Source organism: Citrobacter sp. RHB35-C17, assembly GCF_013816795.1.
GTDB classification, from domain to species: domain Bacteria; phylum Pseudomonadota; class Gammaproteobacteria; order Enterobacterales; family Enterobacteriaceae; genus Citrobacter_A; species Citrobacter_A amalonaticus.
Window position 1 is genome coordinate 3,582,487 of sequence record NZ_CP057150.1, and the last position, 25,585, is coordinate 3,608,071.

Annotated in this window: 16 protein-coding genes; 11 read left to right on the forward strand and 5 right to left on the reverse strand. The window is 52.2% G+C overall.

Going from position 1 to position 25,585, the window contains the following annotated elements:
• The first annotated feature begins 147 nt into the window (after window positions 1-147).
• A complete protein-coding gene (locus HVZ37_RS17115; RefSeq protein ID WP_181627790.1) occupies window positions 148-3,051 on the forward strand; it encodes an AAA family ATPase in 2,904 nt (967 codons plus the stop codon).
• A gap of 1,042 nt (window positions 3,052-4,093) precedes the next feature.
• On the forward strand, window positions 4,094-4,291 hold the full coding sequence (locus tag HVZ37_RS17120; RefSeq protein ID WP_042999658.1) for a hypothetical protein: 198 nt from the start codon (window positions 4,094-4,096) through the stop codon (window positions 4,289-4,291).
• Between the two features lie 5 nt (window positions 4,292-4,296).
• Here the strand turns inward: HVZ37_RS17120 and HVZ37_RS17125 are convergent, their stop codons facing one another.
• Complete coding sequence (locus tag HVZ37_RS17125; protein WP_054176929.1) at window positions 4,297-5,820, reverse strand: cyclic diguanylate phosphodiesterase; 1,524 nt, start codon at window positions 5,818-5,820, stop codon at window positions 4,297-4,299.
• 270 nt (window positions 5,821-6,090) lie between these two features.
• Between HVZ37_RS17125 and HVZ37_RS17130 the strand changes: the two genes are divergently transcribed.
• Window positions 6,091-6,447 (forward strand): hypothetical protein, encoded by a 357-nt coding sequence (locus HVZ37_RS17130; protein ID WP_042999656.1) that lies wholly within the window; start codon window positions 6,091-6,093, stop codon window positions 6,445-6,447.
• Between the two features lie 76 nt (window positions 6,448-6,523).
• Here the strand turns inward: HVZ37_RS17130 and HVZ37_RS17135 are convergent, their stop codons facing one another.
• The 3 genes from HVZ37_RS17135 to tctD all read right to left on the reverse strand — a co-directional run bounded on the left by HVZ37_RS17135 (window position 6,524) and on the right by tctD (window position 14,015).
• Window positions 6,524-11,170: an autotransporter outer membrane beta-barrel domain-containing protein gene (locus HVZ37_RS17135; protein WP_181627791.1), complete on the reverse strand. Its 4,647-nt coding sequence runs from the start codon at window positions 11,168-11,170 to the stop codon at window positions 6,524-6,526.
• 756 nt (window positions 11,171-11,926) lie between these two features.
• Window positions 11,927-13,354, reverse strand: coding sequence for a sensor histidine kinase (locus HVZ37_RS17140; protein WP_181627792.1), 1,428 nt, complete (start codon window positions 13,352-13,354; stop codon window positions 11,927-11,929).
• On the reverse strand, window positions 13,341-14,015 hold the full coding sequence (tctD, locus tag HVZ37_RS17145) for a transcriptional regulator TctD (protein WP_181627793.1): 675 nt from the start codon (window positions 14,013-14,015) through the stop codon (window positions 13,341-13,343). The genes HVZ37_RS17140 and tctD overlap by 14 nt, the downstream gene beginning before the upstream one ends.
• Before the next feature lie 152 nt (window positions 14,016-14,167).
• On the opposite strand from tctD, the gene HVZ37_RS17150 reads away from it, so the two are divergent.
• From HVZ37_RS17150 to HVZ37_RS17160, 3 genes are read left to right on the forward strand one after another with little or no spacing between them, the layout of a single operon-like run.
• Window positions 14,168-15,145: a tripartite tricarboxylate transporter substrate binding protein gene (locus tag HVZ37_RS17150; RefSeq protein WP_054176932.1), complete on the forward strand. Its 978-nt coding sequence runs from the start codon at window positions 14,168-14,170 to the stop codon at window positions 15,143-15,145.
• A 14-nt stretch (window positions 15,146-15,159) separates the two neighbouring features.
• Entirely contained in the window at window positions 15,160-15,591 is a 432-nt protein-coding gene (locus HVZ37_RS17155; protein WP_042999651.1) for a tripartite tricarboxylate transporter TctB family protein, read from the forward strand.
• Between the two features lie 10 nt (window positions 15,592-15,601).
• Window positions 15,602-17,116, forward strand: coding sequence for a tripartite tricarboxylate transporter permease (locus tag HVZ37_RS17160; RefSeq protein ID WP_042999650.1), 1,515 nt, complete (start codon window positions 15,602-15,604; stop codon window positions 17,114-17,116).
• Window positions 17,117-17,202: 86 nt separating this feature from the next.
• Here HVZ37_RS17160 and HVZ37_RS17165 read toward each other — a convergent pair whose 3' ends face one another.
• A complete protein-coding gene (locus HVZ37_RS17165; protein WP_181627794.1) occupies window positions 17,203-18,702 on the reverse strand; it encodes an alpha/beta fold hydrolase in 1,500 nt (499 codons plus the stop codon).
• A 273-nt stretch (window positions 18,703-18,975) separates the two neighbouring features.
• Here HVZ37_RS17165 and glaH point away from each other — a divergent pair, with 273 nt between their 5' ends.
• The 5 genes from glaH to gabP all read left to right on the forward strand — a co-directional run bounded on the left by glaH (window position 18,976) and on the right by gabP (window position 25,552).
• Window positions 18,976-19,953, forward strand: a complete 978-nt coding sequence (glaH, locus tag HVZ37_RS17170; RefSeq protein ID WP_042999649.1) for a glutarate dioxygenase GlaH — start codon at window positions 18,976-18,978, stop codon at window positions 19,951-19,953.
• 18 nt (window positions 19,954-19,971) lie between these two features.
• Window positions 19,972-21,240, forward strand: a complete 1,269-nt coding sequence (gene lhgO, locus HVZ37_RS17175; protein WP_099433373.1) for an L-2-hydroxyglutarate oxidase — start codon at window positions 19,972-19,974, stop codon at window positions 21,238-21,240.
• A 24-nt stretch (window positions 21,241-21,264) separates the two neighbouring features.
• A complete protein-coding gene (gabD, locus tag HVZ37_RS17180; RefSeq protein ID WP_042999647.1) occupies window positions 21,265-22,716 on the forward strand; it encodes an NADP-dependent succinate-semialdehyde dehydrogenase in 1,452 nt (483 codons plus the stop codon).
• A 22-nt stretch (window positions 22,717-22,738) separates the two neighbouring features.
• On the forward strand, window positions 22,739-24,022 hold the full coding sequence (gene gabT, locus HVZ37_RS17185; protein WP_181627795.1) for a 4-aminobutyrate--2-oxoglutarate transaminase: 1,284 nt from the start codon (window positions 22,739-22,741) through the stop codon (window positions 24,020-24,022).
• A gap of 129 nt (window positions 24,023-24,151) precedes the next feature.
• Window positions 24,152-25,552, forward strand: a complete 1,401-nt coding sequence (gene gabP, locus HVZ37_RS17190; RefSeq protein ID WP_042999645.1) for a GABA permease — start codon at window positions 24,152-24,154, stop codon at window positions 25,550-25,552.
• Window positions 25,553-25,585 lie beyond the last annotated feature (33 nt).

The following is a 25,585-nucleotide window of genomic DNA, read 5'->3' on the forward strand; positions in this document are numbered from 1 at the left end:
AATATTTTTGTGAATCTCATCACATAAAGAAATGAAATAATCTCTTATTTTGCATTCATTAACAAAGCACATTTTACTTAAGTACAAGTTGACGCTTTGAAAGCCAGAGATAAAATAATTCCTTAAACCTAGTTATCAAGGCTAGCTATGAGCAGAGAAAAAGCATTCGAAAAATTTAAGACACTTCAGGAAAACTACATCACTCACAAGGAAACTCTTTTTGAAGCTAATGAAGCTGAGATCAGACTCCTAATGATCGATGAAATTTTACAGATTCTTGGCTGGAAAAAAGAAGAATTTACACCAGAAGCCTTTTGTGGAACCTCAGGATATGCCGACTATATACTGAGTATAGAGAGGAATCCACGACTTGTCGTCGAAGCAAAAAAGATAGGTGTTACCTTTGGTTTACCGACGAGTTCATTAACTTCTAATGAATATACAGTTTCATATTTTAAAAAAGCATTCAAGAAAAAGCTTACTGATGTTATAGATCAAGCACAAAGATATTGCGTCGAAAAAGCAGTGCAATATGCAGTTATAACAAATGGCGCTGAATGGTTAGTTTGCCCTATGTTACCAAAACCTGGTAAAACTATTGATTCAATGAAAGGGATTTATTTTGGTAATTTATTTAACGGGGAGTTTTCTTTTGATCTTATGTATGACCTAATGTCGAAGGATAGCATACATAATAACAATCTTGACAATTATCTTTCAGAACTAAATTATTCACCATCAGAAGTATGTTATATCTTAAAAGATCATTTTAATAATTTTACGTGGGACAGCAACAAAGATAATGAATGGATTGACGATTTTTATCAAAATTTCTTCTCTCAAATAACTGAAAAAAATCAGCGTAAGATGCTTGAGCATTGCTTTGTAAGCGACTCAAAACTTGACCAATTTAAAGGTGAGATTAAAAGAGCATTAAAGGATTCCAAACCTAGTTTTCTACCAAATGATGCGCTAGATTTGTCTCCATCTGAAGGGAAAGATTTTATTCTTGAGCACAATACTGGAAAAGTTATCATCATAACTGGTGCTGTTGGTTGTGGAAAAACAACATTGGTCACAAAATGTCTGGTAGAAGCCAGACAGTCAAAAAATATTTATGCCACGCCAATTATAATTGATTTGATAAATGATGTGTCTAAACACAGTATTGATGTGAAAAATATAGTTTTTGATTACCTATATGAAAAAATAAAGAATGACTACGAAACAGAGTTTACTTTAGATGAACTAAGAGTAACATTTTCACATGAATTAAAAGTATTAAAAAATGGTGCTTATAAAGAAATTTTCAATAAAAACCCTGAGTCTTTTATACTTAAAGAAGCTGAACTTCTAGAAAAAGAAAGCTCTAACAAGAAAAATATGGTATTACGCATATTTAAAAAAAGAGCTAGAGAAAACAAATCTGTAATTATTATTATTGATAATGTAGATCGAGCAGCAGAAAGTTTCCAGGAAGAAATTTATGCGTTATCACATTTAATCACGCAGGAATCAGGTGCCACTGTAATAATCACTCTTAGGGAGTTTACTTTTTTCAAAAACAAAGATAAAGGTTTCCTTGATGTTCGTCCTGAGGATAAGATAATACACCTTAAATCTCCAGATTTTAATAAACTAATATCAACCCGTATAAAATACATTAAAGAACATTTGGGTGAGGATTACAGGATTAAAGATTGGAGGAAAAAATATCAATTAGATAAATTCCTCGAAAGGATGAATTTTTACGCAGATGTTCTACGCAAAAATCTTCAGCTATCAAATGAATCTATACCTATCCTTGAGATATTATCATCTGTAGCATGGCATAATATTAGAACTTTCTATCAGTTGATAAAGCATGTACATTATCAACTAGGGAATAAAATAACGTGGCGCAAGCAAGATATTATATCTACTTTGACCTATCATCCAGACCATACTGAAAAAGCTTACATTCCAAATGTATATTTGCCATATCAAAATATTAACCAATGCTATTATCTAAAACTACGGATATTATCTTTTCTAAATGATGCAGTTTCACCTGGAGAAACCTCAAGAGGAATATCTTTAGATAGAGTAATGAAGTTTGCATCTTTATATGGTTATAAAAAACAATGGATTGTTAAAGCAATTGAAGGTTCTGTTAAAGAAAGAATTATAGAATGTATTGAGTTACCTTCAGATAGCGATCTCAATATAGAATATAATGTTCAACCATCACATACGTTCCGGATATCTCCTCTTGGAACCTGTCTGATACTTGATATATGCCACACTCCTATATATCTTTCTTTGTCCTCAATCCATCTGCCTTTTCATGAGAAAAAACCATATAATGAAGCGAAAGATGAACTTAATAAGTTAGTTAACTCTATATATAATGATAGAACAATAAATAACAACCATGAAATTATAGATCTGGTTGAAAATAGCAAAATGCCAAGTTTAATATCCAGTTATTTATCTTCTGAATATGAGAAGGAGAAATTATCACTATCAATATTAAAAACACAGACTGATGTATTTTTAACTGAAAAGAGAATAAGCAAACTAATAGCTTCCTTTAATTATACAAACGAAATAAATGAAGATAATAGCTGTAATAAAGAAAAAACAAACCAAATTAATTTATCTTTTAACTTTGATGATATCAATGAACCAATAAACACAGATATTACATATGGAGATAAGGAGGTCCCTTCCACGATAAAACCATTAAGCTTAAATGAAGCTATGTCTCGTGGCAGTGAATATATTCCACTTATTTTCGTGGCATTGGTAATTAGAGCTTACTTGGGCCATGAGGCAAGTATTGGAACTGAAATTACTGAGGCAATAAATGATCACCTTGTAAGTGAAGATAACAAAAAATTTACAAATAATGTTTCTCGAGCATTACGCTCTAGTGCATTAACTAAACAGAAGTGGTTATTAATAAGGACAGATTTACACCATAAGTTCAGAAAGTTTTCCTTAAGCAATGACTGGCAATCTCAGTGGGAGGAAATTTTTAATGAATCACCACCTGAGATCCAACTATAATATTCACTTTTCCTTTTGGATATTTTGAAGTCACGGCCCATACGTAGGTAGCTATGGGCTAAAAATATTTCAGAACAAACACACTCTCAATCTAACAGTTCTAAATTAGAGAGCTTAACTCAGCCTTTCTCAAGCATGACAGCCACTTTTTTCATGTTTTTTCAAATTTCAATAGCCGTTGAGTTAACAACAGATCCTATCAATTCTGAATGAGAAGGGATGTGACAGATTTTCTTTTCGGGGACTTTGTTCACAGTATCCGACAATGCACATCGCGATTATTCATTTTGCTTCCGTTGAAAACAGAACTCAAAACGTCATATTTCTTTTTTCATTAATCATTATAAAAATCATAAACTTACAAAAAAACCTTCCATATCAACATCATCGCCACTCTTTTTGCGCCTTCCCTTCCCCGCAAAAAATCAAAATCCCCAACAAACTCAACCACCTCCCCCACCAATTACAAGGACGCCAGCAATCATGATTGGACAGTGCCAAGACAGCACTAACAAAAACAGGAAGTTAGCAGTCTCAGCAGGACACCGACCAGACGGTGAGGGGACAAAAAAGGATACGCAAAGGAGCCGCGGCTCCAGAGTGACATGAAAGCCCGTTGATGCGGGCTTTTTTATTGCTGCTCTCTGGCCTCATTCGCCACTCTCAATGCGGCCGCAAACAACAGCCCGCTTTTCTTTCATCGCAGCCTGTCACCTTCCCCTCATACATGCTTTTTAGCCATAGCTGATGTGAGCGTCTGCTATGAGCTGTGAGTTCAACTGATAGACGCAACACACTTATTGAACCGTTCTAAGGCGGCTTCATAGTCTGGTGTTTAGCCTTTCTTTAACACCATTGAGATATGCTAGAGTCCTCCTGAACACCAGACAAGCCACGCCAATTCTTTGGTTTATAAAAAACGAGATCTGGTCCAGATTCAGACTTGCAGGCATGTTCAACTTGTTTTGCGCCATGTCCTACGTAGTATCTTCCTGTCAATAAAAAACGGGCTCTCCATGAGCCATTTATTCAAGGAATGAATATGTACGTTCTGGCACTGATTTTCGCCCTTTCCAATAACACAACGAAAAGTGAAGTGATTGGCGCGTTTAGCGATCTGGCGCAATGCGAGACGGCATCACTGGCCCATTCGTCAAAGACGAAATGCTATTTTATTGACCCACAAAAAGGCATGCAGGAAGTGGATAATATGAATACACAAAATTCACAGAAAAAATAGCGCACCTATTCAACAACCACTTTGACTTTCGGCTTCGACAAAATAATTTTTATCAGTTCGGTGAAGTTAACCGGTTTAAAGAAATAGTACCCCTGCTGGAAGGTAATATCGTTACGGTTCAGATAGTCAACCTGCTCCTTTGTTTCCACGCCCTCCGCCACAATGCTTAGCGACAGTTTTCGAGCAAGATCCAGTACACAGTCCAGAATCCGGGTGGAATCTTCTTCCATGCTGACTCGCGCCACAAAGCTTTGATCGATCTTAATGTAATCAATGTGTAGATCATGAAGATAAGAAAGTCCGGAATAACCGGTGCCAAAATCATCCAGAGCGATGACAAAACCATTTTCGTGCAGAACGTTGAGCGTCTGTACCAGGTGCTCATCGACATGCAAAGGTTCACGCTCGGTCACTTCGAGCACCAGATTCAAATCTTTTCGGCTGAACCGCGCCTTAAAGTTCAGACACTCGTCGACAAAGGTCGGTGCGGTAATATGAGAGGCGCTGAAGTTAATACCGACATGAAAACCTTCTGGCAACTTCGTGGCGATAGCATTCATATGGGTAACCACTTGTTCCATCAAACTTTGCGTCAGAGGAATAATCAAACCTGACTTTTCCGCTAGCGGAATAAATGACGCCGGGGAAATATATCCGGCTTTCGGATGTTTCCACCTCGCCAGCACTTCAACGCCCCGTAACGTCCCTTCCCGGCCATTCACCACGGGCTGATAAAAAGGCACGATTTCTCCCTTGAGAATTGCTCTGCGCAGCGCTTCTTCCGGCGTGGTGCTTTTATTTAAATACTTAATCAGGGCATACGCGGCAAAACAAGACATGAGAAAAATGAAGATCAGCATCCCCATCCCCTGACTGATGAGTCTTTGCAGGCTAAACACGGGCGGTAAATTATAACGTATTGTGAAGGGGTAACGTTTGGATCCTACCTGTCCGAACTCCTGGCCTGTATCGTTGACGGTCGCCACATCACCGGACAGCCCCAGGATCGCCTTCCCTACCATTAATGAATAATTCGCTTCTTTCAGCGGCGTACGCAGTGAATCACGAATATGCTGATCGCTGATGGTGATGACAATTCGGCTCCCGGCAAGTTGATTCTGATATAACAAAACCGGTCGTCTGTTAACCGCATTATTTGCTGGCGCGAGTTGCAGCGTTGTATCCGGTATTTCAGAAAGATAAGAAAGTAGCATGCGATTACCCGGCAGCGAGGAGCACCATATTTTGCCTTCGCGGTAGATTAAAATGGTCCGAAGATGAGGCTGTAGCGCGGCTTCCGTCCCTAACCGGTACTGCCCTTCCTGATCGCAACCCTTTCGCATGATATCACTGGCCGTTGACGTCGCGTGAGTAGCCTCATCAAGAATGACATCAATATCACTCGCAACATAGCGGGCCCCCGAAAGACTGTCTGCTCTCGCCGAATACCAGAGCTGCACATTTAAAACAGAAACACCGAGAATAAAGAGCAACACAGCAACAATAATAGGGAGAAGAGTGTTACGCATTGTCAGCCCCGGGCGAGAGAAAAGTTATTATTTTGTCGTTGACTCGCTTAACGCCACGAATCTAAAAAGCATGGTAGAAAGAACGATAAATAACCATAGTCATGTCGATATTTATTTGTCGCCGTCAACGCCAATCAGCATGACGCGCTCCTGACGTAACACATGGAAAAAATCGATATTTCCCGCTTACAGTTTTTTCCTAAAGCCAGCGCTTCGTTTAGATGCCATGCTTAAACACGCTAATAACTTATAACGTAAAGCGAGGACATGATGAAAAAGACTCTAATCGCATTATCTGCACTTCTGCTGGCTTCTCCTGTTTTTGCCGCTACGACACACGCAACCGATAATGATGTCGCCGCCGCACATGAAAACGCAAATACAGCGAAAGAGAAATTACACCAGGCGCAGAATCAGGGGGAAGAGCAAAAACTGAAAGCAGAACACCGCGCCGAAGGTAAACAGGATAATATCAGCAGCAAAGTTAGCGAAGGCTCGCAAGAAACCTGGCATAAAACCAAAGAAGGTACTGAAAAAGGCTGGAACGCCACGAAAGAAAGTGCTGAGCAGGGCTGGAATAAAACCAAAGAAGGCGCAGCCAGCGTAGAGAAGAAAATCAGCGAATAAATCTTTCGCCCTGATCATTAAAGAATAAAAAAGCCGCTTACGCGGCTTTTTTATTTCTGCTTTTCCCCGTCTGAACTTACCAGCTGTATTTCACTCCCAGCATGCCCTGGGTATCGCTGTAGCCTTTATCACCCAGTTGCACACCGACATTCCCCCAGACGCTTAAACGGTTATTCAGTTTACCTTCCACCCCGGTACGCACTTCACCCAGATTGCGCGCGCCGTCACGGCTGATTTTCACGCCATCCATCTTCACGCCGAAGGATTCGGTATTGTGGATCCAGTTCACTTCGACATAGGGCTGGAACTCGCGCTGCTGTCCGTCATCCATTTTGTGATGACTGTTGAGGTACGTTTTCACCCCAAGACGCGTCTGAATGTTGCCATCACCTTCTGTTTCAATGCGCGTACCATCATGCCGGGTATGCGAATCCGACTTCACGCCCATCCAGGTGAACTGTGCCTGCGGCTGGATGTACCAGGTGTTCAGAGAACCCTGGCTGCCGCTGAACGTACCGGCTTTCAGGGTGTAACCCGCTTCCAGCGAGGCCGTCAGCCCTTTAGAGTCATAGCTGTCGCTCTCACGCTCGTCCGCATCCACCGTGTTGTCGAACCAGTTGTACAGCAACCAGCTATCAACATACGCCCCGGTGTTATCCACGGCATTCTGATACCAGGTTCCGTACAGACCGGCGCTGTAGCCGCTGGTACGTCCGTCTGAACCGTATCCTGCACGGTTACTCTGGGTGTTGCTGTGCTCATTGGCGTAACCGCCCATCACGCCGAGATGCCAGCGGTCCAGCCCATCCATACTCCACTGTGCAATGTCGCCACCCAGTTGCAGCACGTAGCGATTGCTCTGTGTTTTCAGTTGGCCGTCCCCCGCCGTGGAACGTTCATGCCCGCCGACGTGGCGCATCCACATGCTACCAGCCAGCCCTTCATCCTGGAGCGCATTGCTGTACTGCGGCTCGCCGAGACGATCGTGCAGACGGTGAGCAAACAGCGTGTTCGCAGCAGAAATATTGCTGGTATAGCTACCCGCTTCCGGTCGCAGAACATCCACCGTCCGCGGATCAACAACCGGCGGGTTGTCCGAATCAATCACACCATTCCATTTGCTGGTCAGATACCAGTTTTTCGCCGCCTCGCCGGTTCCCTTCGCCAGCGTGTAGACATACGCACCGGCCTCCACGGAGCCACGGGTCAGGGCGAATTGACCGGCTGAATTGCCCTCCACTTGCACCAGTTCAATGCCGTTGCGGGTCTGCGCGCCAATACCGCCGACATTATTGACGTCCACCCGCGTGTTACCGGAGGTATCGCCATGTACGGTCAGTTTGTCCGTGGCGGAATCATCACCGCCGAGGGCTGTGTTAAATACCATCAGACCGTCATTACCGTGGTAGTTACCGTTCACATCCAGGTGATTACCCGGCTGCATGCCCGAACGCCCCAGGATCACAGTGCCGCTGTGAGTCAGATTGCCGCCGACTGTAAAGCCGGACACCTGCATCGTCCCGCTGCTCATCACATCCACATCCCCGGCGGTGCGACCATACCCCGATAGGGTAGCGCCATCGTGAATATTTACCTGCTGGTTAGCCATATCGACGGCAGAATCGGCATCGCTACCCAGCGCAATCTCACCGTCGAGAATATCGGTGGTGCCCGTCCAGGAGGTCAAATCCTGTTTCAGTGTCAACACGCCGCTACCGGTCTTGGTCAGATTGCCTGTGCCGCTAATGGCATTGTCCAGCGTCCAGTTCGTATCCGCCGCTACCGTCAACAAGCCGTTATCCGTCACAGAAGCAGTGCCAAGGTTCTGCTGTTCACTGACGGTCAGTTTGTTGTCTGTGTCGATGTTGAACAGGCCGCTGAAGCCGCTATTATTCCCGCTGACGACCACATCTGACATATTCGCCACATCAATGCCGCCCGCTCCGCTGATGGCGTTCGTCAGCGTGCCGACAATTCCATTCAGGGTCAGCGTCCCGTCATCGACGATATCGCCACTGCCTGCACCCAGCACATCATTTACGCTCACTTCCGCCCCGCTGCTGATGGTCGTTTTGGCCGTCAGGGCGGCGTTAGCACCGTCAATCGTTAACAGGCCGCCGTTAACATTCAGCGCGCCACTGCCGGTCAGACTTCCCTCGCTAAGCCCGCCGTTCGACAGGGTCAGCGAGCCGCCATTTAGTGCTAAAGTGGAGTTGGACTGTCCTGTCAACGTACCCGCCGTCTGGGTTGTACCATTGAGATCGGCGGTTGCTCCACTACTGATGTGCAATTCGCTGGTCTCGCCCAGCGCGCCATCGGCGTCGGTGCGCAACGTCCCTGCCTGTACCTGCGTGGCACCACTGTAGTCGTTCAGGCCGTTGGAGAGCGACACGACATCAGCCGTATTCACCGCCAGATTGCCGCTGCCGGAGATCGTCGCCGACATATCAGCGCCCGCACCCGTCGCCCCCGCATACGGCGACAGCACCAACGTTTGTCCGGAGAGAATATCCAACGCCTTCAGACCGTAGTTTACATACAGGCCATTACCCGGTGCGGTGGTCAGGCGAAAACCATACTGCCCGTTCGCCACGGTCGTCCCGTTCTGCGCTATCTGAAGGGTTTTATCTCCCGCAATCGGCGCACCGTTTTGATCGGCAAGCGTCAGTGAACCACCCGACCCAAGCACAATCGACGCTTTCACCAGTTGTACGCCAATCCCGGCGTCATCCTGCTGGAGCAGATTTGCGGTAGTATCTGGATTCGCCGCCGCGCCAGTATCGTTCCAGGGATCGGCAAGGTTTACTTTCACCGTGCCGGTACCGTCTGCCTGATGTTCGCGTCCGTTGTACATTACCCCCGCTGCGCCGGCAACCAGGGTATTGACCGACACCAGACTGTTGGAGATCGTTGCCCCCGGAAGCGTAACGTCAAAAGCCAGCGTGCCCCCATTAAAAAGTAGCCCCGTAAGATCCTGCGTACCGCTGACGGTTGTGGTGTTCCCCGCACTGCTGATTAACAGCGATTGTGCCAATGACGAAGCGTTAGTCCCGGAAAGCGCAAATGTGCTATTTCGCAACTCAACCGCTCCGCGAAAACTGTTGCCGACGGCAGGCGTAAAGGAAAAGACATCATCCCCAGCGTGCAGATTGACAGACATCAACCCCGTGCCGTTCAACACATTGCTGAAGGCAAAGTCATTAGTGCTGGTGTCGGTGGCACCGACAATTTCGAGCGTGCCATCACTGCCAATCGTCACTTCACTGCTGCCAAGGCCGGTTCTGTTAGCGCTAGATTGCAGAGCCGAGGTGAGCGTGCCGCCATTGACCAGGGTCTTCCCGCTGTAGGTATTATCCCCCGTCAGTACGGTATGCCCGGCCTGATGAACAATCGTTCCCTGGCCGGTAATCGGCATAGCGAGCTGATATCCTCCCGCGGTGGAGGAATCGTTGGTGGTGTGATTGAGCACAAGAGAACCGGTACCCGAGCCAAACGTCACGCCGGTCACGCCGGAAATCACGCCCGCTCCGGCGGCGGCCTGTCCCTGAGCCGCGCCAATGTTCACTACGCCGGTGCTTGAGGCATTCTGCGCAATGAACAGTTTGCCATTCAGGTTAAGCGCGCCGCTGTTACTCAGGTTGAGAGTACCGTCGCCCACGGCGCCGACGGTGGCTGACGTCGCATCCAGACGCGATCCGGCGCCATTGATATTCACCGTCCCCTCGCCGCCATTTGCCGCCAGGCTCACCGCGCTGGCAACCACTTTCCCACCCGACTGAATATCCAGTATCCCTGTCGCGGAATGACCCACGTTGAGTTTTTTGGTGACGTCACTGGCGTCAGCGATCCGCCATTCCCCGCCGTTACTGATATTCACTCGCCCATAACCCGCAGGCGAACGTCCCAGCATACTGTCGGCGCTACTGCGTACAATGGCAGAGTCAGAGATATTCAGCGTTCCCGAACCATAATCCCCGACCCGCAGCGCGCCGGTGCTCATTGTTGAATTCTGACCGCTAATGCTGACGGTTCCGACTCCAGCCTCAAAACTGCCAATCGTTGTCATACCGGCGTTCAGCGCACCGCCCTCTTCAATGTTAATCACTCCTGTGCCGCCATAACCAATATTCAGGTCCTGGAGCGCCCCCGAAGGATTCACTAAATTCCACAGTCCACCCGAACGGATCGTAGCGGACCCGTGACTGCCATTTGATCCGCCCAACACGCCCAACCCTGAAGTATTCACCACCGCAGCGTTGGAGATGGTCATGGTGCCGACACCGTACTCGGCAATGGTCATCGCTCCTGAACGTAACGAAGAGCCGGAACCATCGACGTTCACCGTACCGTTCGCCTGGGTGTTATCGCCGATAATGAGCTTGTAGACATCCGATCCTGCCACCACACCGCCCGCGAGAATATTCAGTGTGCCCACGCCGTTCATGCCGACGAAAGTGTAGTAATCCAGTGAATATCCCGTCGCCACGTTGACCACCTCGCCATTATCAATAATGGCCGAATAGGCGGGCAGAGAGGCCAGCAGCAGCAGTGACAGGGCACTACGTTTAAAAAGCGGTTGCAAAGCATGGTGTTGTTGCGCGGAAGAGGACGTTGTATTCAAAGATGAATGGGTTGATGACTGGCTTTTCCCTCTCACCAACTCGGAACAAACCTGAAATACCTTCAGAACTTCATTCCATATAACGCGATAATTTGTGTTCATAAAAAATGCTCATAATCTGATAAAATGTTTATATGCGGTGTAATTGTTTTTAATACGCAACATAGAATCGATAAGCTTCCCTCACCTGGAAATGGGAAATAGAGGGCTATTCAGAAATGAATTCTGAACAGTCTTAAATTAAATAATCTATTGATGGTGTTATAATGATTTCACATATTGTCTCCGACAATAGTATCCATGCATGAGTAAATAACGAACATCCAGGATCCACGATTTACTCTCCGGAGAGGGCGTTAATGAATCACAGACCATCGTCAGAAATAAAAAACAATATTATGCAAATATATAACGCGTGTCCCTGTACAAAACATCCACTCATGCCAGTTGGTGACTGACAACACACGATAAATTCAGATCTTCTGGTGACGACCCGGGAGCGTTTCGGCGGCAGCCATTGCGGCTTGCTGTTTGGTTAATAATGTTTATGTAATTCTTGCGCTCAGTTTTACACTCGCCTAAAAAGCTGTCAATACGCCCCCGGACTATTAGCCTGAACATTAATATCAGAAAATAATAATTAGTGAGCATAAATTCCTGGGAAGGACAGATGACGAAATTCTATTTTTCCGTATCATGAAAGGGGAAATAGAGAGGAACCCAGGATTTTTATATTGCGTAATAAGATTTTTAACATTTTGCCAGCGTGTAAAAACTGCCTTTGAAAAGCACTTTTTGCTAAAGGCTTTTATGGCCCAATGTGGTAATTCCGGCTATCTGATTGTCTATTAAGAATATTTATGTTTTCATCGGGATGTGAGCGACCACTAAAAAGCGAACCCGAACATGTAAACCGCCTAACGTATTGCTGCGTGAAAGATGAGGATGGGTGCGATGCAAACGGGCAATATCAGAAACCAGCGCCAGGCCAATGCCTGCTCCGGCTTCCGTTCCGGCATTTTCAAGACGATGGAACGGCAGCATTGCCTGATGAATCTGTTCATCTTCGATGCCAGGACCACTGTCTTCGACCTCCAGCACCACGGCCTCACCTTCCCGACGTAACCTGGCGGTCACCGTCCCTTGCGCCGGGGTATATTTCAGGGCGTTATCCAGCAAATTACCGCACAATTCCCCCAGCAGGACATCATCACCGTCTATCCATATCGCCTCCAGCACGCCTTCATAACCCAGGTCGATGCCTTTACTGCGCGCCTGCGCCAGTCGCGTGAAACAGCTCGTCTGCACCACCTCGAACAGATTGACCGGTGAAAACTGCCGCTCCCCCTGCTCTTTTCGCTTCACCGCTGAAAGCTGTAACAACCTTTCCGTCAGCAGGATGGTGTTGTCCAGCGTCGTACTCATCGCCCGTAAACTCTCGTGCCACTGCTGAGGCTGTTCGCTGGCAAGCGCCACGGCGGCCTGCGTTTTCAACACGGCCAGCGGGGTTTTCAGTTGATGAGAGGCATCGGCGCTAAACCGTTCCTGCCGGGAGATCAGCGCGCGCAGGCGATCGAGATAACGGTTAAACGCGACGATCAGCAACCGCGTCTCCGACCAGGGCAGCAGTTCAGGTAACGGTGTCAGGAGTTCCGGTTCACGTCGCACCATCAGTGAGGAGAGCTGGCGCATCGGCCGCAGCACGCGGCGCAGCAGCCAGCCGACCAGCACCAGCGTCAGCAGCACCAACAAACCCTGCGTTACCGATGACGAAAACAGCAGTTGTCCTGCCAGGTAACGCCGCGATTGTAGCGTCTCTGCGACGTAGATCTCCGCCATCCCGACAATGCCGCCCTCGTTTACCGGCTGCAACAGGCGCGCCACGCGAATGGCCTGCCCCTGATATTGCGTATGATAAAACCAGGCCAGCGCAGGGTAGAGTTGCGTGCGAGAGGTGGAAGGCGGCATTGCCGGCAGGTCGTCGTAACCCGAAATCACCTTCCCCGACGGATCCACCACTTTATAGTACAGCCGGTCGTTCATGTTCAGTTCAAAGCTGTCCAGCACCACCCACGGAACATTGACCTCCAGCGTTGCATTGCGGACCACCAGCCGCTCCGCCACCGTGCGGGCAGACGACAGCAGCGTGCGGTCATAGGCCTGCGTTGCCGCCTGCAGGGCGCTGACGTAGCTGTTAAACGCCGACAGTCCCCACAGCAGAATCAACGGTAGATCAAGAAACAGCATCAATTGCAGGTATAACGACTGGGGTTTAACCCACCTCATTGCCGCACTCCAGCACGTATCCCAGCCCGCGCAGCGTGGTGATCCGCACATTGCTGCCCTGTAATTTTTTCCGCAGACGATGAATGTACAGTTCGATACTTTCGGGGCTGACCTCATCGTTCAGGCTGAAGACCTGTTCGAACAACTGCTGGCGCGATACCGGACGGGTTCTGCGATACATCAGCACCGTCAACAGCGCCAGTTCACGCGGGGTGAGCGCCAGCGGTTGCTGCTGAAGCAAGAAATATCCTTCGTCATGGAATGCCAGATCGCCCAGTTGCTGAAGCTCCTGTACCTGTCCCGCACTGCGCCGGAGCAAAGCCCGCAGCCGGGCGTCCAGTTCCTCAAGTTCGAAGGGCTTGGGCAGATAATCATCCGCTCCGGCATTGAGTCCTTTTACCCGATCCGCCACCGCGCTACGCGCTGTCAGCAGCAGCACCGGCAGCGTCTGCGCACGCTTACGCAGACGCAGCACCACTTCCAGTCCGTCGATCCCAGGCATGTTGATATCCAGAACCGCCAGCGCATAGGTTTCGCTATGCAGAAGATGGTCGGCAGCCAGTCCGTCGAACACACAGTCCACGGCGAATCCGTTCTGCACCAGCGCTTTTTCCAGCCAGTGAGCCAGCTCACGGTTATCTTCCGCCAATAAGAGACGCATATCACATCCTGTAAAGTTTCTGCCGCATTGAAAGGGAAATGAAAGGTTAATGTTTTAACAATCACGCAACCGAACCGCTACATGTTGGTTCACATAATCAAAAAATAATCTTCCGAACCCTACCATCCGGTTCTCCGGCGTGAGGATAAATAATGAAAAAACAGTTCGTTCGTACCCTTGCTGCAAGCGTTTTACTGATGAGCACCTCTGTCCTGGCGCAAGAAGCGCCGTCGCGTACCGAATGTATCGCCCCGGCGAAACCGGGCGGCGGCTTTGACCTTACCTGCAAACTGATTCAGGTGAGCATGATGGAAACTGGCGCTATCGAGAAACCGATGCGCGTGACCTACATGCCAGGCGGCGTGGGCGCAGTCGCCTATAACGCGATCGTCGCGCAACGGCCCGCCGAAGCGGGGACGGTCGTGGCGTTCTCCGGCGGTTCGCTGTTGAACCTGTCACAGGGTAAATTTGGTCGTTACGGCGTGGATGATGTGCGCTGGCTGGCGAGCGTCGGTACGGACTACGGCATGATCGCCGTGCGCGCCGACTCGCCGTGGAAGTCACTGAAAGATCTGCTCACCGCGATGGAAAAAGATCCCAACAGCGTGGTGATTGGCGCCGGGGCCTCTATTGGCAGCCAGGACTGGATGAAGTCGGCGCTGCTGGCGCAACAGGCTCACGTCGATCCGCACAAGATGCGCTATGTCGCCTTTGAAGGCGGCGGCGAACCAGTCACCGCACTGATGGGCAATCATGTACAGGTGGTTTCCGGCGATCTCAGTGAGATGGTGCCCTATCTGAGCGGCGATAAAATCCGCGTCCTCGCCGTCTTCTCTGAAAACCGTCTGCCCGGACAACTCGCCAATGTGCCTACCGCCAAAGAGCAGGGTTACGACCTGGTCTGGCCCATCATTCGCGGCTTTTATGTCGGCCCGAAAGTCAGTGATGCCGAGTATCAATGGTGGGTGCAGGCATTTGAAAAACTCCAGCAGACCGACGCGTTCAAAAAGCAGCGCGACCTGCGTGGCCTGTTCGAATTCAATATGACGGGTCAACAGCTTGATGAGTATGTCAAAAAACAGGTGACCGGTTACCGCGAGCAGGCGAAAGCCTTTGGCCTGGCGAAATAAAGATGGAGGCTCCGATGAGCGATCGTATTTTCGCCGGTATCTGGCTGTTGCTGTGTATCGCCGGGCTGTTTATCGCCTGGCAAATTCAGAGTGAATACAGTTACGAACCGGTCGGCCCGCGTCCGTTTCCGCTGGGGATTATCGCCCTGATGGCGCTGTGCGCGCTGGCACTCCTGTTACGCCATCCGGATGTTGTGGACTGGCCGCGCCGGCACGTCCTGCAAAAACTGTTAACTATGGTGATCGTCCTGTTGATGTACGCCTGGGGCTTTGAGTGGCTGGGCTTCCCTGTCGCCACCGCCATTCTGACGCTGGTGATTGGCATTCTGTTTGGCGCCACATTACCCGCCGCGGGCATTTCCGGCGCGATCCTCGGCGTCGCCCTGTGGTATGCCTTCGACCGCCTGCTTGATGTCACCTTACCGCTCGGCGCCTGGCTGAGTTAACGGAGAAACGATGGATACCTGGATATATCTTTCTCAGGGTTTTGCGGTGGCGATGACGCCGGAAAACCTGGTGATCGCGCTGATCGGCTGCTTCGTCGGCACCATTGTCGGTCTGCTGCCGGGTCTGGGGCCGATCAACGGCGTGGCGATCCTGTTGCCACTGGCCTTTGCTTTGCATCTGCCAGCGGAATCGGCGCTAATCCTGCTGGCAACGGTTTACATTGGTTGCGAATACGGCGGACGCATTTCGTCGATTTTGCTCAACGTGCCCGGCGATGCGGCGGCAATTATGACCGCGCTGGACGGCTACCCGATGGCGCAACAGGGGCGCGGCGGCGTCGCGCTCTCTATTTCAGCGGTCAGTTCCTTCTTTGGCTCACTGATCGCCATCGGCGGAATCATTCTGTTCGCCCCCTTACTGGCGCAATGGTCGCTGGCGTTTGGTCCGGCAGAGTACTTCGCGCTCATGGTTTTTGCGATTGCCTGTCTTGGCAGCATGATGGCGCAAAATCCGCTGAAATCGTTTCTGGCGGCGCTGATTGGTCTGGGACTGGCGACCGTCGGCGTTGACGCCAACACCGGGGTGTATCGCTTTACCTTTGACAGCGTGCATCTTTCTGACGGCGTGCAGTTTATCGTCGTGGTGATCGGCCTGTTCTCGGTTTCTGAAATCCTGCTGATGCTGGAACATACCAGCAGCGGGCAGAAACTGGTACGCAAAACAGGGCGCATGCTGTTCAACGCCAAAGAAGGCGCGCAGTGCGTCGGCGCGACGCTGCGCTCGTCGGTGATTGGCTTCTTCGTCGGCGTGCTGCCGGGCGCGGGTGCCACCATCGCCAGCGCCATCACCTACATGACCGAGAAAAAAATCAGCGGCAACAGCGACAGCTTCGGCAAAGGCGATATTCGTGGGGTTGCCGCACCAGAAGCGGCGAATAACGCGTCGGCCTGTGGCTCGTTTATTCCGATGCTGACACTGGGCGTGCCGGGCTCCGGCACCACGGCGGTGATGATGGGTGCCCTAACCCTGTACAACATCACGCCGGGACCGGCGATGTTTACCGAACAACCGGATATCGTCTGGGGATTGATTGCGGCTCTGCTGATTGCCAACGTGATGCTGCTGGTGATGAACATTCCGCTGATCGGCCTGTTCACCCGGATGCTGACCATCCCACTGTGGTTCCTGGTACCGGCTATCGCGGCGGTTTCCGCTGTCGGGGTGTACGCCGTACACAGTACAACCTTCGATCTGGTGCTGATGGTCGCGCTCGGCGTGCTGGGCTACGTTCTGCGCAAAATGCACTTCCCGATGTCGCCGCTGATCTTAGGCTTTGTGCTGGGCGAAATGCTCGAACAAAACCTGCGCCGTGCGCTGTCGATCAGCAACGGCAATATGGCGATTCTGTGGGAAAGTAGCGTCACCAAAGTGCTGCTGGTGATGGCGGTGGCAGTCATTGTGATCCCGCCGCTGTTACGGATCCTCCGTAAGCGCCACACCAAACCGCAGGTGGATGTCGGGTAATGCCTCGCCGGATGGCGCTTCGCTTATCCGGCCTACCCTCAACCCAGGCCGCATAAAACACGCCGCGTTGTCATCCGGCAACAGTCTCAATTCTTAACATTCCTTCCAATAACCGCCTCAATCCGTTCCTTCATATAGGGAAAGAACGGATTCGAGGTGACACGCATTAACGTATCCAGCCCCACCAGCAGCGTGGAGGTCTCTCCGCGCAGCGCAATCGTGCCAATGCTCAGCCCATAGCGATTCAACACATCCGGCTTCAACCCATACAACGAATCGGTCATTGGAAAGGGCACCGCCACATGCGACAACGAATACATCTCCTGCGGCCAGGCCTCCTGTAACGGCTGAACCTGCACATCACGCGTTCCGGCGAGGGTGTCACGCGCCACCACGGCCAGCGTTTCTGCCGTGGCATTAGTGACCACCGTTGTGCGGTAAGCTCGCGGTACGGAGGGCAGCAACGTCGCGGCGGCGGTATAAGAAGATGTCCGCAGCAGAGGGCGCAGGTTAGCCGCCTGATTGATATCAAACAGCACCAGTTCGCTGCCGTTAGGTCCCAGATAGCGATACAACGACTCCACTACCGCCTGGGTGCTGACGGTGGAATCCATTACCGACTGGAAGGTCAGCACCGGCGGCAGATCGTGAAGTCGCATAGTCTGCGCATCCTGGACAATTTGCTGCTGTAGCGCTTTGGTCAGCAGATAAGACTGCCGCGCCGCATTGACAGGAAACGAATTGTATTTGAAGGGGTTAAATTCTGGCGTGACGTTGAGCCACGCGGCTTTGGCAAACGCGGGAAACAGCGCCGGTAACCCCGCCAGCCCGGCAAAACGGGCGAATGACGTGACGCCAATCATCGGCGACAGCAACACCACCTGACGCGGACGTCGCAGCGTGGCGTCGTCCAGACTGTCCAGCGTGTATTTCAGCGCCAGCGCGCCGCCGTTAGAGTACCCCACCAGATGCAGCGGCACCTCGTTACCCACCAGTCTCGTCGCCTCACGCACCGCCAGACGTGTCGCGGCCAGCCACGCTTCCCAGTCGACCGCCGTTAACGCGCCTGGCGCGGTGCCGTGTCCGGGCAGGCGTGGCACCACGGCGATAAATCCCTGCTGCTGGTAGATCCGGGCGATATCTTTCAGGCTGTAGGGCGAGTCGGTCAGGCCGTGGAGCATCACGGCAACGCCGCGCGGTTTGCCTTGCGGCATCAACACGAATGAGCGGTTCCAGTTGGGGGTAAATTGCGCCGGAGCAACCCGACTGCCCGACCAGAAACGGTTGATCGGCGTCTGCTCATCCGGGCTCAGCGTATCGCCCACCTGTTTTTGTAGATCGGCAAACAGCGCCGCTTCCCGTACCTGATACTGCGCAAAGGTGGCGTTATCCAGCGCCGCCGCGCTCATTTCATTCCCGTGCCAGGTATGCCAGGAATGAAGATCAGGCCCACTCTCTGTCTGATACACCCGCACGCCGAGAAAAATAATCAGTACCACCAGCAGCGTCAGCACCACGTGTTTGATCAGCGCCAACAGGCCGGAACTGACCCACTTCACCCGACGGAAGAGGTTTTTAAGCAACATGTTTATCCCGAACCTCGCTCATCAGACACACCGCAACCGGCGTTAGTGTAGGCTAACCGGCGGTTTCCTCAACCTTTTCCGCCCTTTTCTCCCGATACGCATGCATTTACCCCTGCATTTAATAATGTTAAATATTTGTTGTTTTTGATCACAAAAAAGAAACAAAAAGTTCATTTTGTGCACGCTTTCTAAAAATGTAGATATTTTTAATTTATGGCTACGAAATGAGCTTCGCCATGTCTCCCTGACCATCTACTGAGAGGATCGATTCTGATGAATGCACTGACTGCCGTTAAACCAAACGCTGAAGATCCAGGCCAACCTGGCAACGGATTTACGCTGAAACCGTCAGCCCAATCCCCACGTCTGCTGGAGCTGACCTTTTCCGCCCGGACGACAGAACACTTTCTTCGGCAGGTCGCGCAATGGCCGGTGCAGGCACTGGAATACAAATCGTTCCTGCGCTTCAAAGTGGGCAAGATCCTTGACGATCTGTGCGACAACCAGCTGCAGCCGCTGCTGCTGAAAACGCTGCTGGATCGCGCAAAGGGCGCGTTACTGATCAACGCAGAAGGCATCGATAACGTGGCGCAGGCTGACGATATGGTCAAACTGGCAACCGCGGTGGCCCATCTGGTTGGACGCTCCAACTTTGATGCCATGAGCGGTCAGTATTATGCGCGCTTTGTGGTAAAAAACGTCGATAACTCAGACAGCTATCTGCGTCAGCCACACCGCGTAATGGAGTTGCATAACGACGGCACCTACGTCGAAGAGATCACCGATTACGTGCTGATGATGAAAATCGACGAGCAAAACATGACCGGCGGCAACTCGCTGCTGCTGCATCTTGACGACTGGGAACATCTTGACGAGTACTTCAGCCACCCACTGGCGCGCCGTCCGATGCGCTTCGCTGCGCCGCCCAGCAAGAACGTCAGTCATGATGTGTACCACCCGGTATTTGACGTCGACCAACAGGGCCGCCCGGTTATGCGCTACATCGACCAGTTTGTGCAGCCAAAAGATTTTGAAGAAGGTGTCTGGCTGAGCGAGCTGTCTGATGCGCTGGAAACCAGCAAAAGCATCCTGTCCGTTCCGGTTTCGGTGGGTAAATTCCTGTTGATCAACAACCTGTTCTGGCTACACGGACGCGATCGTTTTACCTCGCACCCGGACCTGCGCCGCGAACTCATGCGTCAGCGCGGCTACTTCGCTTATTCCACCCACCACTACCAGACGCATCAGTAAGCGTGAAGGAACAAGCGGATGTATGATTTTGTGATTATTGGCGGCGGCATTATTGGCATGTCGACCGCCATGCAGTTAAGTGAGGTCTATCCGGACGCTCGCATCGCGCTGCTGGAAAAAGAGTCCGGCCCGGCCTGTCATCAGACGGGCCACAACAGCGGCGTGATCCATGCCGGGGTCTATTACACTCCCGGCAGTCTGAAAGCGCAGTTTTGTCTCGCCGGTAACCGTGCGACCAAAGCCTTTTGCGATCAAAACAGCATCCGCTACGACACCTGCGGCAAGATGTTGGTCGCCACCTCTGAACAGGAAATGGAACGGATGCGCGCCCTGTGGGATCGCACCGCCGCGAATGGCTTAGAACGCGAGTGGCTGAATGCGCAGGAATTGCGCGAGCGCGAACCAAACATCACCGGACTCGGCGGCATTTTTGTGCCGTCCAGCGGGATCGTCAGCTACCGGGAGGTCACGGCGGCGATGGCGAAAATCTTCCAGGCCAGAGGCGGCGAAATTATCTACAACGCCGACGTCAGCGCTCTGAAAGAGCACGCCTCGGGCATGGTCGTGCGTACCCGCCAGGGACAGGAATTTGAAGGGTCGACGCTAATTACCTGCTCCGGACTGATGGCCGATCGGCTGGTGAAAATGCTCGGCGTCGAGCCAGGCTTTATCATCTGCCCGTTCCGTGGCGAGTACTTCCGCCTGGCGGCGGAACACAACCATATCGTCAACCATTTGATCTACCCGATTCCCGATCCGGCGATGCCGTTTCTCGGCGTCCATCTCACCCGCATGATCGACGGCAGCGTCACGGTTGGGCCAAATGCGGTGCTGGCGTTTAAGCGCGAGGGCTATCGCAAACGCGACTTTTCGCTCAGCGATACGCTGGAGATCCTCGGTTCTTCCGGCATTCGTCGGGTTCTGCAAAACAACCTGCGCGCCGGTTTAAGCGAAATGAAAAACTCGCTGTGCAAGAGTGGCTATCTGCGACTGGTGCAAAAGTACTGCCCGAGCCTGACGCTAAACGATCTGCAACCGTGGCCTGCAGGCGTCCGCGCTCAGGCCGTTTCGCCGGACGGCAAGCTGATTGACGATTTTCTGTTTGTCACCACACCGCGATCGATCCACACCTGCAATGCCCCCTCCCCTGCGGCGACGTCAGCGCTGCCTATCGGCGCACACATCGTCAGCCAGGTACAAACGCTGCTGGCAAACCAGAGCAACCCCGGACGCACGCTGCGTGCGGCACGTAGCGTGGACACCTTACACGCCGCTTTCACCCGTTAACCTTTTTTCAGACAGGAAGCCATCATGCAACTAAACGATCCGACGTTGTTCCGTCAGCAGGCCTTGATCGACGGCCAGTGGCGCGATGCCGATAGCGGCGAAGTCATTGCGGTGACCAACCCGGCCAACGGCAAGACGCTGGGCAGCGTGCCGAAAATGGGCAGCGCGGAAACCCGCGATGCCATTGAGGCCGCTAACCGCGCGCTGCCCGCCTGGCGCGACCTCACCGCCAAAGAGCGGGCGAATATTCTGCGTCGCTGGTTCAATCTGATGCTGGAGCATCAGGACGATCTCGCCCGCCTGATGACCCTGGAACAGGGCAAGCCGCTGGCAGAAGCCAAAGGGGAAATCAGCTATGCCGCCTCCTTTATTGAGTGGTTTGCCGAAGAGGGCAAACGCATTTATGGCGACACCATTCCCGGACACCAGGCCGACAAACGCCTGATCGTCATTAAGCAACCGATTGGCGTTACTGCCGCCATTACGCCGTGGAACTTCCCGTCAGCGATGATCACCCGCAAAGCCGGTCCGGCACTGGCGGCTGGCTGCACGATGGTGCTTAAACCCGCCAGCCAGACGCCGTTCTCCGCGCTGGCGCTGGCGGAACTGGCAAACCGCGCCGGGATCCCGCCGGGCGTATTCAGTGTTGTCACCGGTTCGGCGGGCGCGGTCGGTAACGAACTGACCCACAATCCGCTGGTGCGCAAACTGTCGTTCACCGGTTCGACGGAGATTGGTCGTCAGTTGATGGAACAGTGCGCCAAAGACATCAAAAAAGTCTCTCTGGAGTTGGGCGGTAATGCGCCGTTTATCGTCTTTGACGATGCCTGCCTCGATAAAGCGGTTGAAGGCGCGCTGGCGTCCAAGTTCCGCAACGCCGGACAGACCTGCGTCTGCGCCAACCGTCTGTATGTGCAGGACGGCGTTTATGAGCGCTTTGCGGAGAAGCTGCAACAGGCGGTGGAAAAACTGCATCTCGGTGACGGTCTGGCACCCGACGTCACTACCGGCCCACTGATTGATGAGAAAGCGGTCGCCAAAGTGCAGGAGCATATTGCCGATGCGCTGGAAAAAGGGGCGCGCATCATCACCGGCGGAAAACCGCACGCGCTGGGCGGTAATTTCTTCCAGCCCACCATTCTGGTGGACGTGCCAGACAACGCAAAGGTCGCCAAAGAAGAGACCTTCGGTCCATTGGCTCCGCTGTTCCGCTTTAGTGATGAAGCCGACGTTATCAGACAGGCCAACGACACCGAGTTTGGTCTGGCGGCCTATTTCTACGCCCGCGATTTGAGCCGCGTCTTTCGCGTTGGCGAGGCGCTGGAGTACGGCATCGTCGGCATTAATACCGGCATTATCTCGAACGAAGTCGCGCCGTTTGGCGGGATCAAAGCCTCCGGTCTTGGCCGTGAAGGTTCCAAATACGGCATCGAAGATTACTTAGAAATCAAATACCTGTGCATTGGCCTTTCATAATAAATCAACTGGAGAACACCTGATGAGCACCAATAACGAATTAATGCAGCGTCGCGCTCATGCCGTCCCGCGTGGCGTAGGACAAATTCATCCGATCTTTGCCGCGCGCGCGGAAAACTGCCGGGTCTGGGATGTGGAAGGCCGTGAATTCCTGGATTTTGCTGGTGGCATCGCGGTGCTGAACACCGGACACCTGCACCCGCAGATCGTCTCGGCAGTCGAAGCGCAACTGAAAAAACTGTCCCACACCTGCTTCCAGGTGTTGGCCTATGAGCCGTATCTGCAACTGTGCGAAATCATGAACCAGAAAGTGCCGGGCGACTTCGCCAAGAAGACCCTGCTGGTCACCACCGGTTCCGAAGCGGTAGAAAACGCTGTGAAGATCGCCCGCGCGGCAACGCAACGCACGGGGACGATCGCCTTTAGCGGTGCATACCACGGTCGCACTCACTACACCCTGTCGCTGACCGGGAAAGTGAACCCGTACTCCGCCGGAATGGGGCTGATGCCGGGTCACGTCTATCGCGCGCTCTATCCGTGCGCCCTGCACGGCATTAGCGAAGATGACGCCATCGCCAGCATTCACCGCATCTTTAAAAATGATGCCGCGCCGGAAGATATCGCCGCCATCGTGATTGAACCAGTACAGGGCGAAGGCGGTTTCTACGCCGCCTCTCCGGCCTTTATGCAGCGCCTGCGCGCGATTTGCGACGAGCACGGGATCATGCTGATTGCCGATGAAGTACAGAGCGGTGCGGGGCGTACCGGTACGCTGTTTGCGATGGAGCAGATGGGCGTGGCACCGGACATCACCACCTTCGCCAAATCCATTGCCGGGGGCTTCCCGCTGGCGGGTGTCACCGGACGCGCCGACGTCATGGACGCCATCCCGCCGGGTGGACTGGGCGGCACCTATGCCGGTAACCCGATTGCCTGCGCCGCCGCGCTGGCGGTCCTGAACATTTTCGAGCAGGAAAATCTGCTGCAAAAAGCCAACGAACTCGGCAAAACCCTGCGCAACGGTCTGCTGGCGATTGCCGAAACGCATCGTGAAATCGGCGATGTCCGTGGGCTGGGGGCGATGATCGCCATCGAACTGTTTGAAGACGGCGACCACAACAAGCCGGATGCAAAACTGACGGCAGAGATCGTCGCGCGCGCCCGCGATAAAGGTCTGATCCTGCTCTCCTGTGGGCCGTACTACAACGTGCTGCGCATCCTCGTTCCGCTCACCATTGAAGAGGCGCAAATCCGCCAAGGGCTGGACATTATCGCCCAGTGTTTTGATGAGGTGAAACACGGTTAACACGCCTGTAGCGCTGCCGGACAAGATGCCTCGGCGTCTTGTCCGGCCTGGAAAACCTCTCCTCTGAAGGCCGGATAAGGCGGAGCCGCCATCCGGCAAACGGTTCAATAACAATAAAGAGGTCATAAGATGGGGCAACTGTCGCAATCACATGATTTAGGGGGCGGGCTGAAATCACGCCACGTCACCATGCTGTCTATTGCCGGGGTTATCGGCGCAAGTCTGTTTGTGGGTTCCAGTGTGGCGATAGCCCAGGCCGGGCCCGCGGTCCTGCTGGCCTATCTGTTCGCCGGGTTACTGGTGGTGATGATTATGCGGATGCTGGCCGAAATGGCCGTCGCCACGCCGGACACCGGTTCCTTTTCCACGTACGCCGATAAAGCCATCGGACGCTGGGCAGGCTACACCATCGGCTGGTTGTACTGGTGGTTCTGGGTGCTGGTGATCCCGCTTGAAGCGAATATCGCCGCCATCATCCTCAATTCCTGGGTCCCCGGCATCCCGATCTGGCTGTTCTCGCTGGTCATCACGCTGGCGTTGACCGGCAGTAATTTGCTGAGCGTCAAAAACTACGGTGAATTTGAGTTCTGGCTGGCGCTGTGCAAAGTGATTGCCATCCTCGCCTTTATCGCGCTGGGTGCCGCGGCGATCAGCGGTTTTTACCCTTACGCTGAAGTCAGCGGTATTTCGCGCTTGTGGGATCACGGCGGCTTTATGCCGAACGGCTTTGGCGCGGTGCTAAGCGCCATGCTGATCACCATGTTCTCCTTTATGGGCGCTGAGATTGTTACCATCGCCGCTGCCGAATCCGACACGCCGGATAAGCACATCGTCCGCGCCACTAACTCGGTCATCTGGCGTATTTCGATCTTTTATCTGTGTTCGATCTTTGTCGTCGTCTCCCTGATTCCGTGGAACATGCCGGGTCTGAAAGAGGTAGGTTCCTATCAGTCGGTGCTGGAACTGCTGCATATTCCGCATGCCAAACTGATCATGGACTGTGTGATCCTGCTGTCGGTAACCAGTTGCCTGAACTCTGCGCTGTATACCGCGTCGCGAATGCTCTACTCCCTGAGCCGCCGTGGCGACGCGCCAGCCATGATGGGTAAAATCAATCGCAGCAAAACCCCCTGGGTGGCGGTGTTACTCTCGACAGGCGCGGCGTTTTTAACCGTCGTCGTGAACTATTATGCCCCGGCAAAAGTGTTTAAGTTCCTGATTGACAGCTCCGGCGCTATCGCCCTGCTGGTGTATCTGGTTATCGCCGTTTCTCAGCTGAGGATGCGCAAAATCCTGCTGGCGGAAGGCGGCGAGATCAAACTGAAAATGTGGCTCTATCCATGGCTGACCTGGCTGGTGATTGGCTTTATCATCTTTGTGCTGGTTGTGATGCTCTTCCGCCCGGCGCAACAGCTGGAAGTGATTTCCACAGGGTTGCTGGGGCTGGGGATTATTTGCACCGTGCCGATTATGTCGCGCTGGAAAAAACTGGTATTGTGGCAAAAGACACCGCTGCAAAATACCCGTTAAATGATTTCCCGGCGCAGGCCGGGAACACGATTC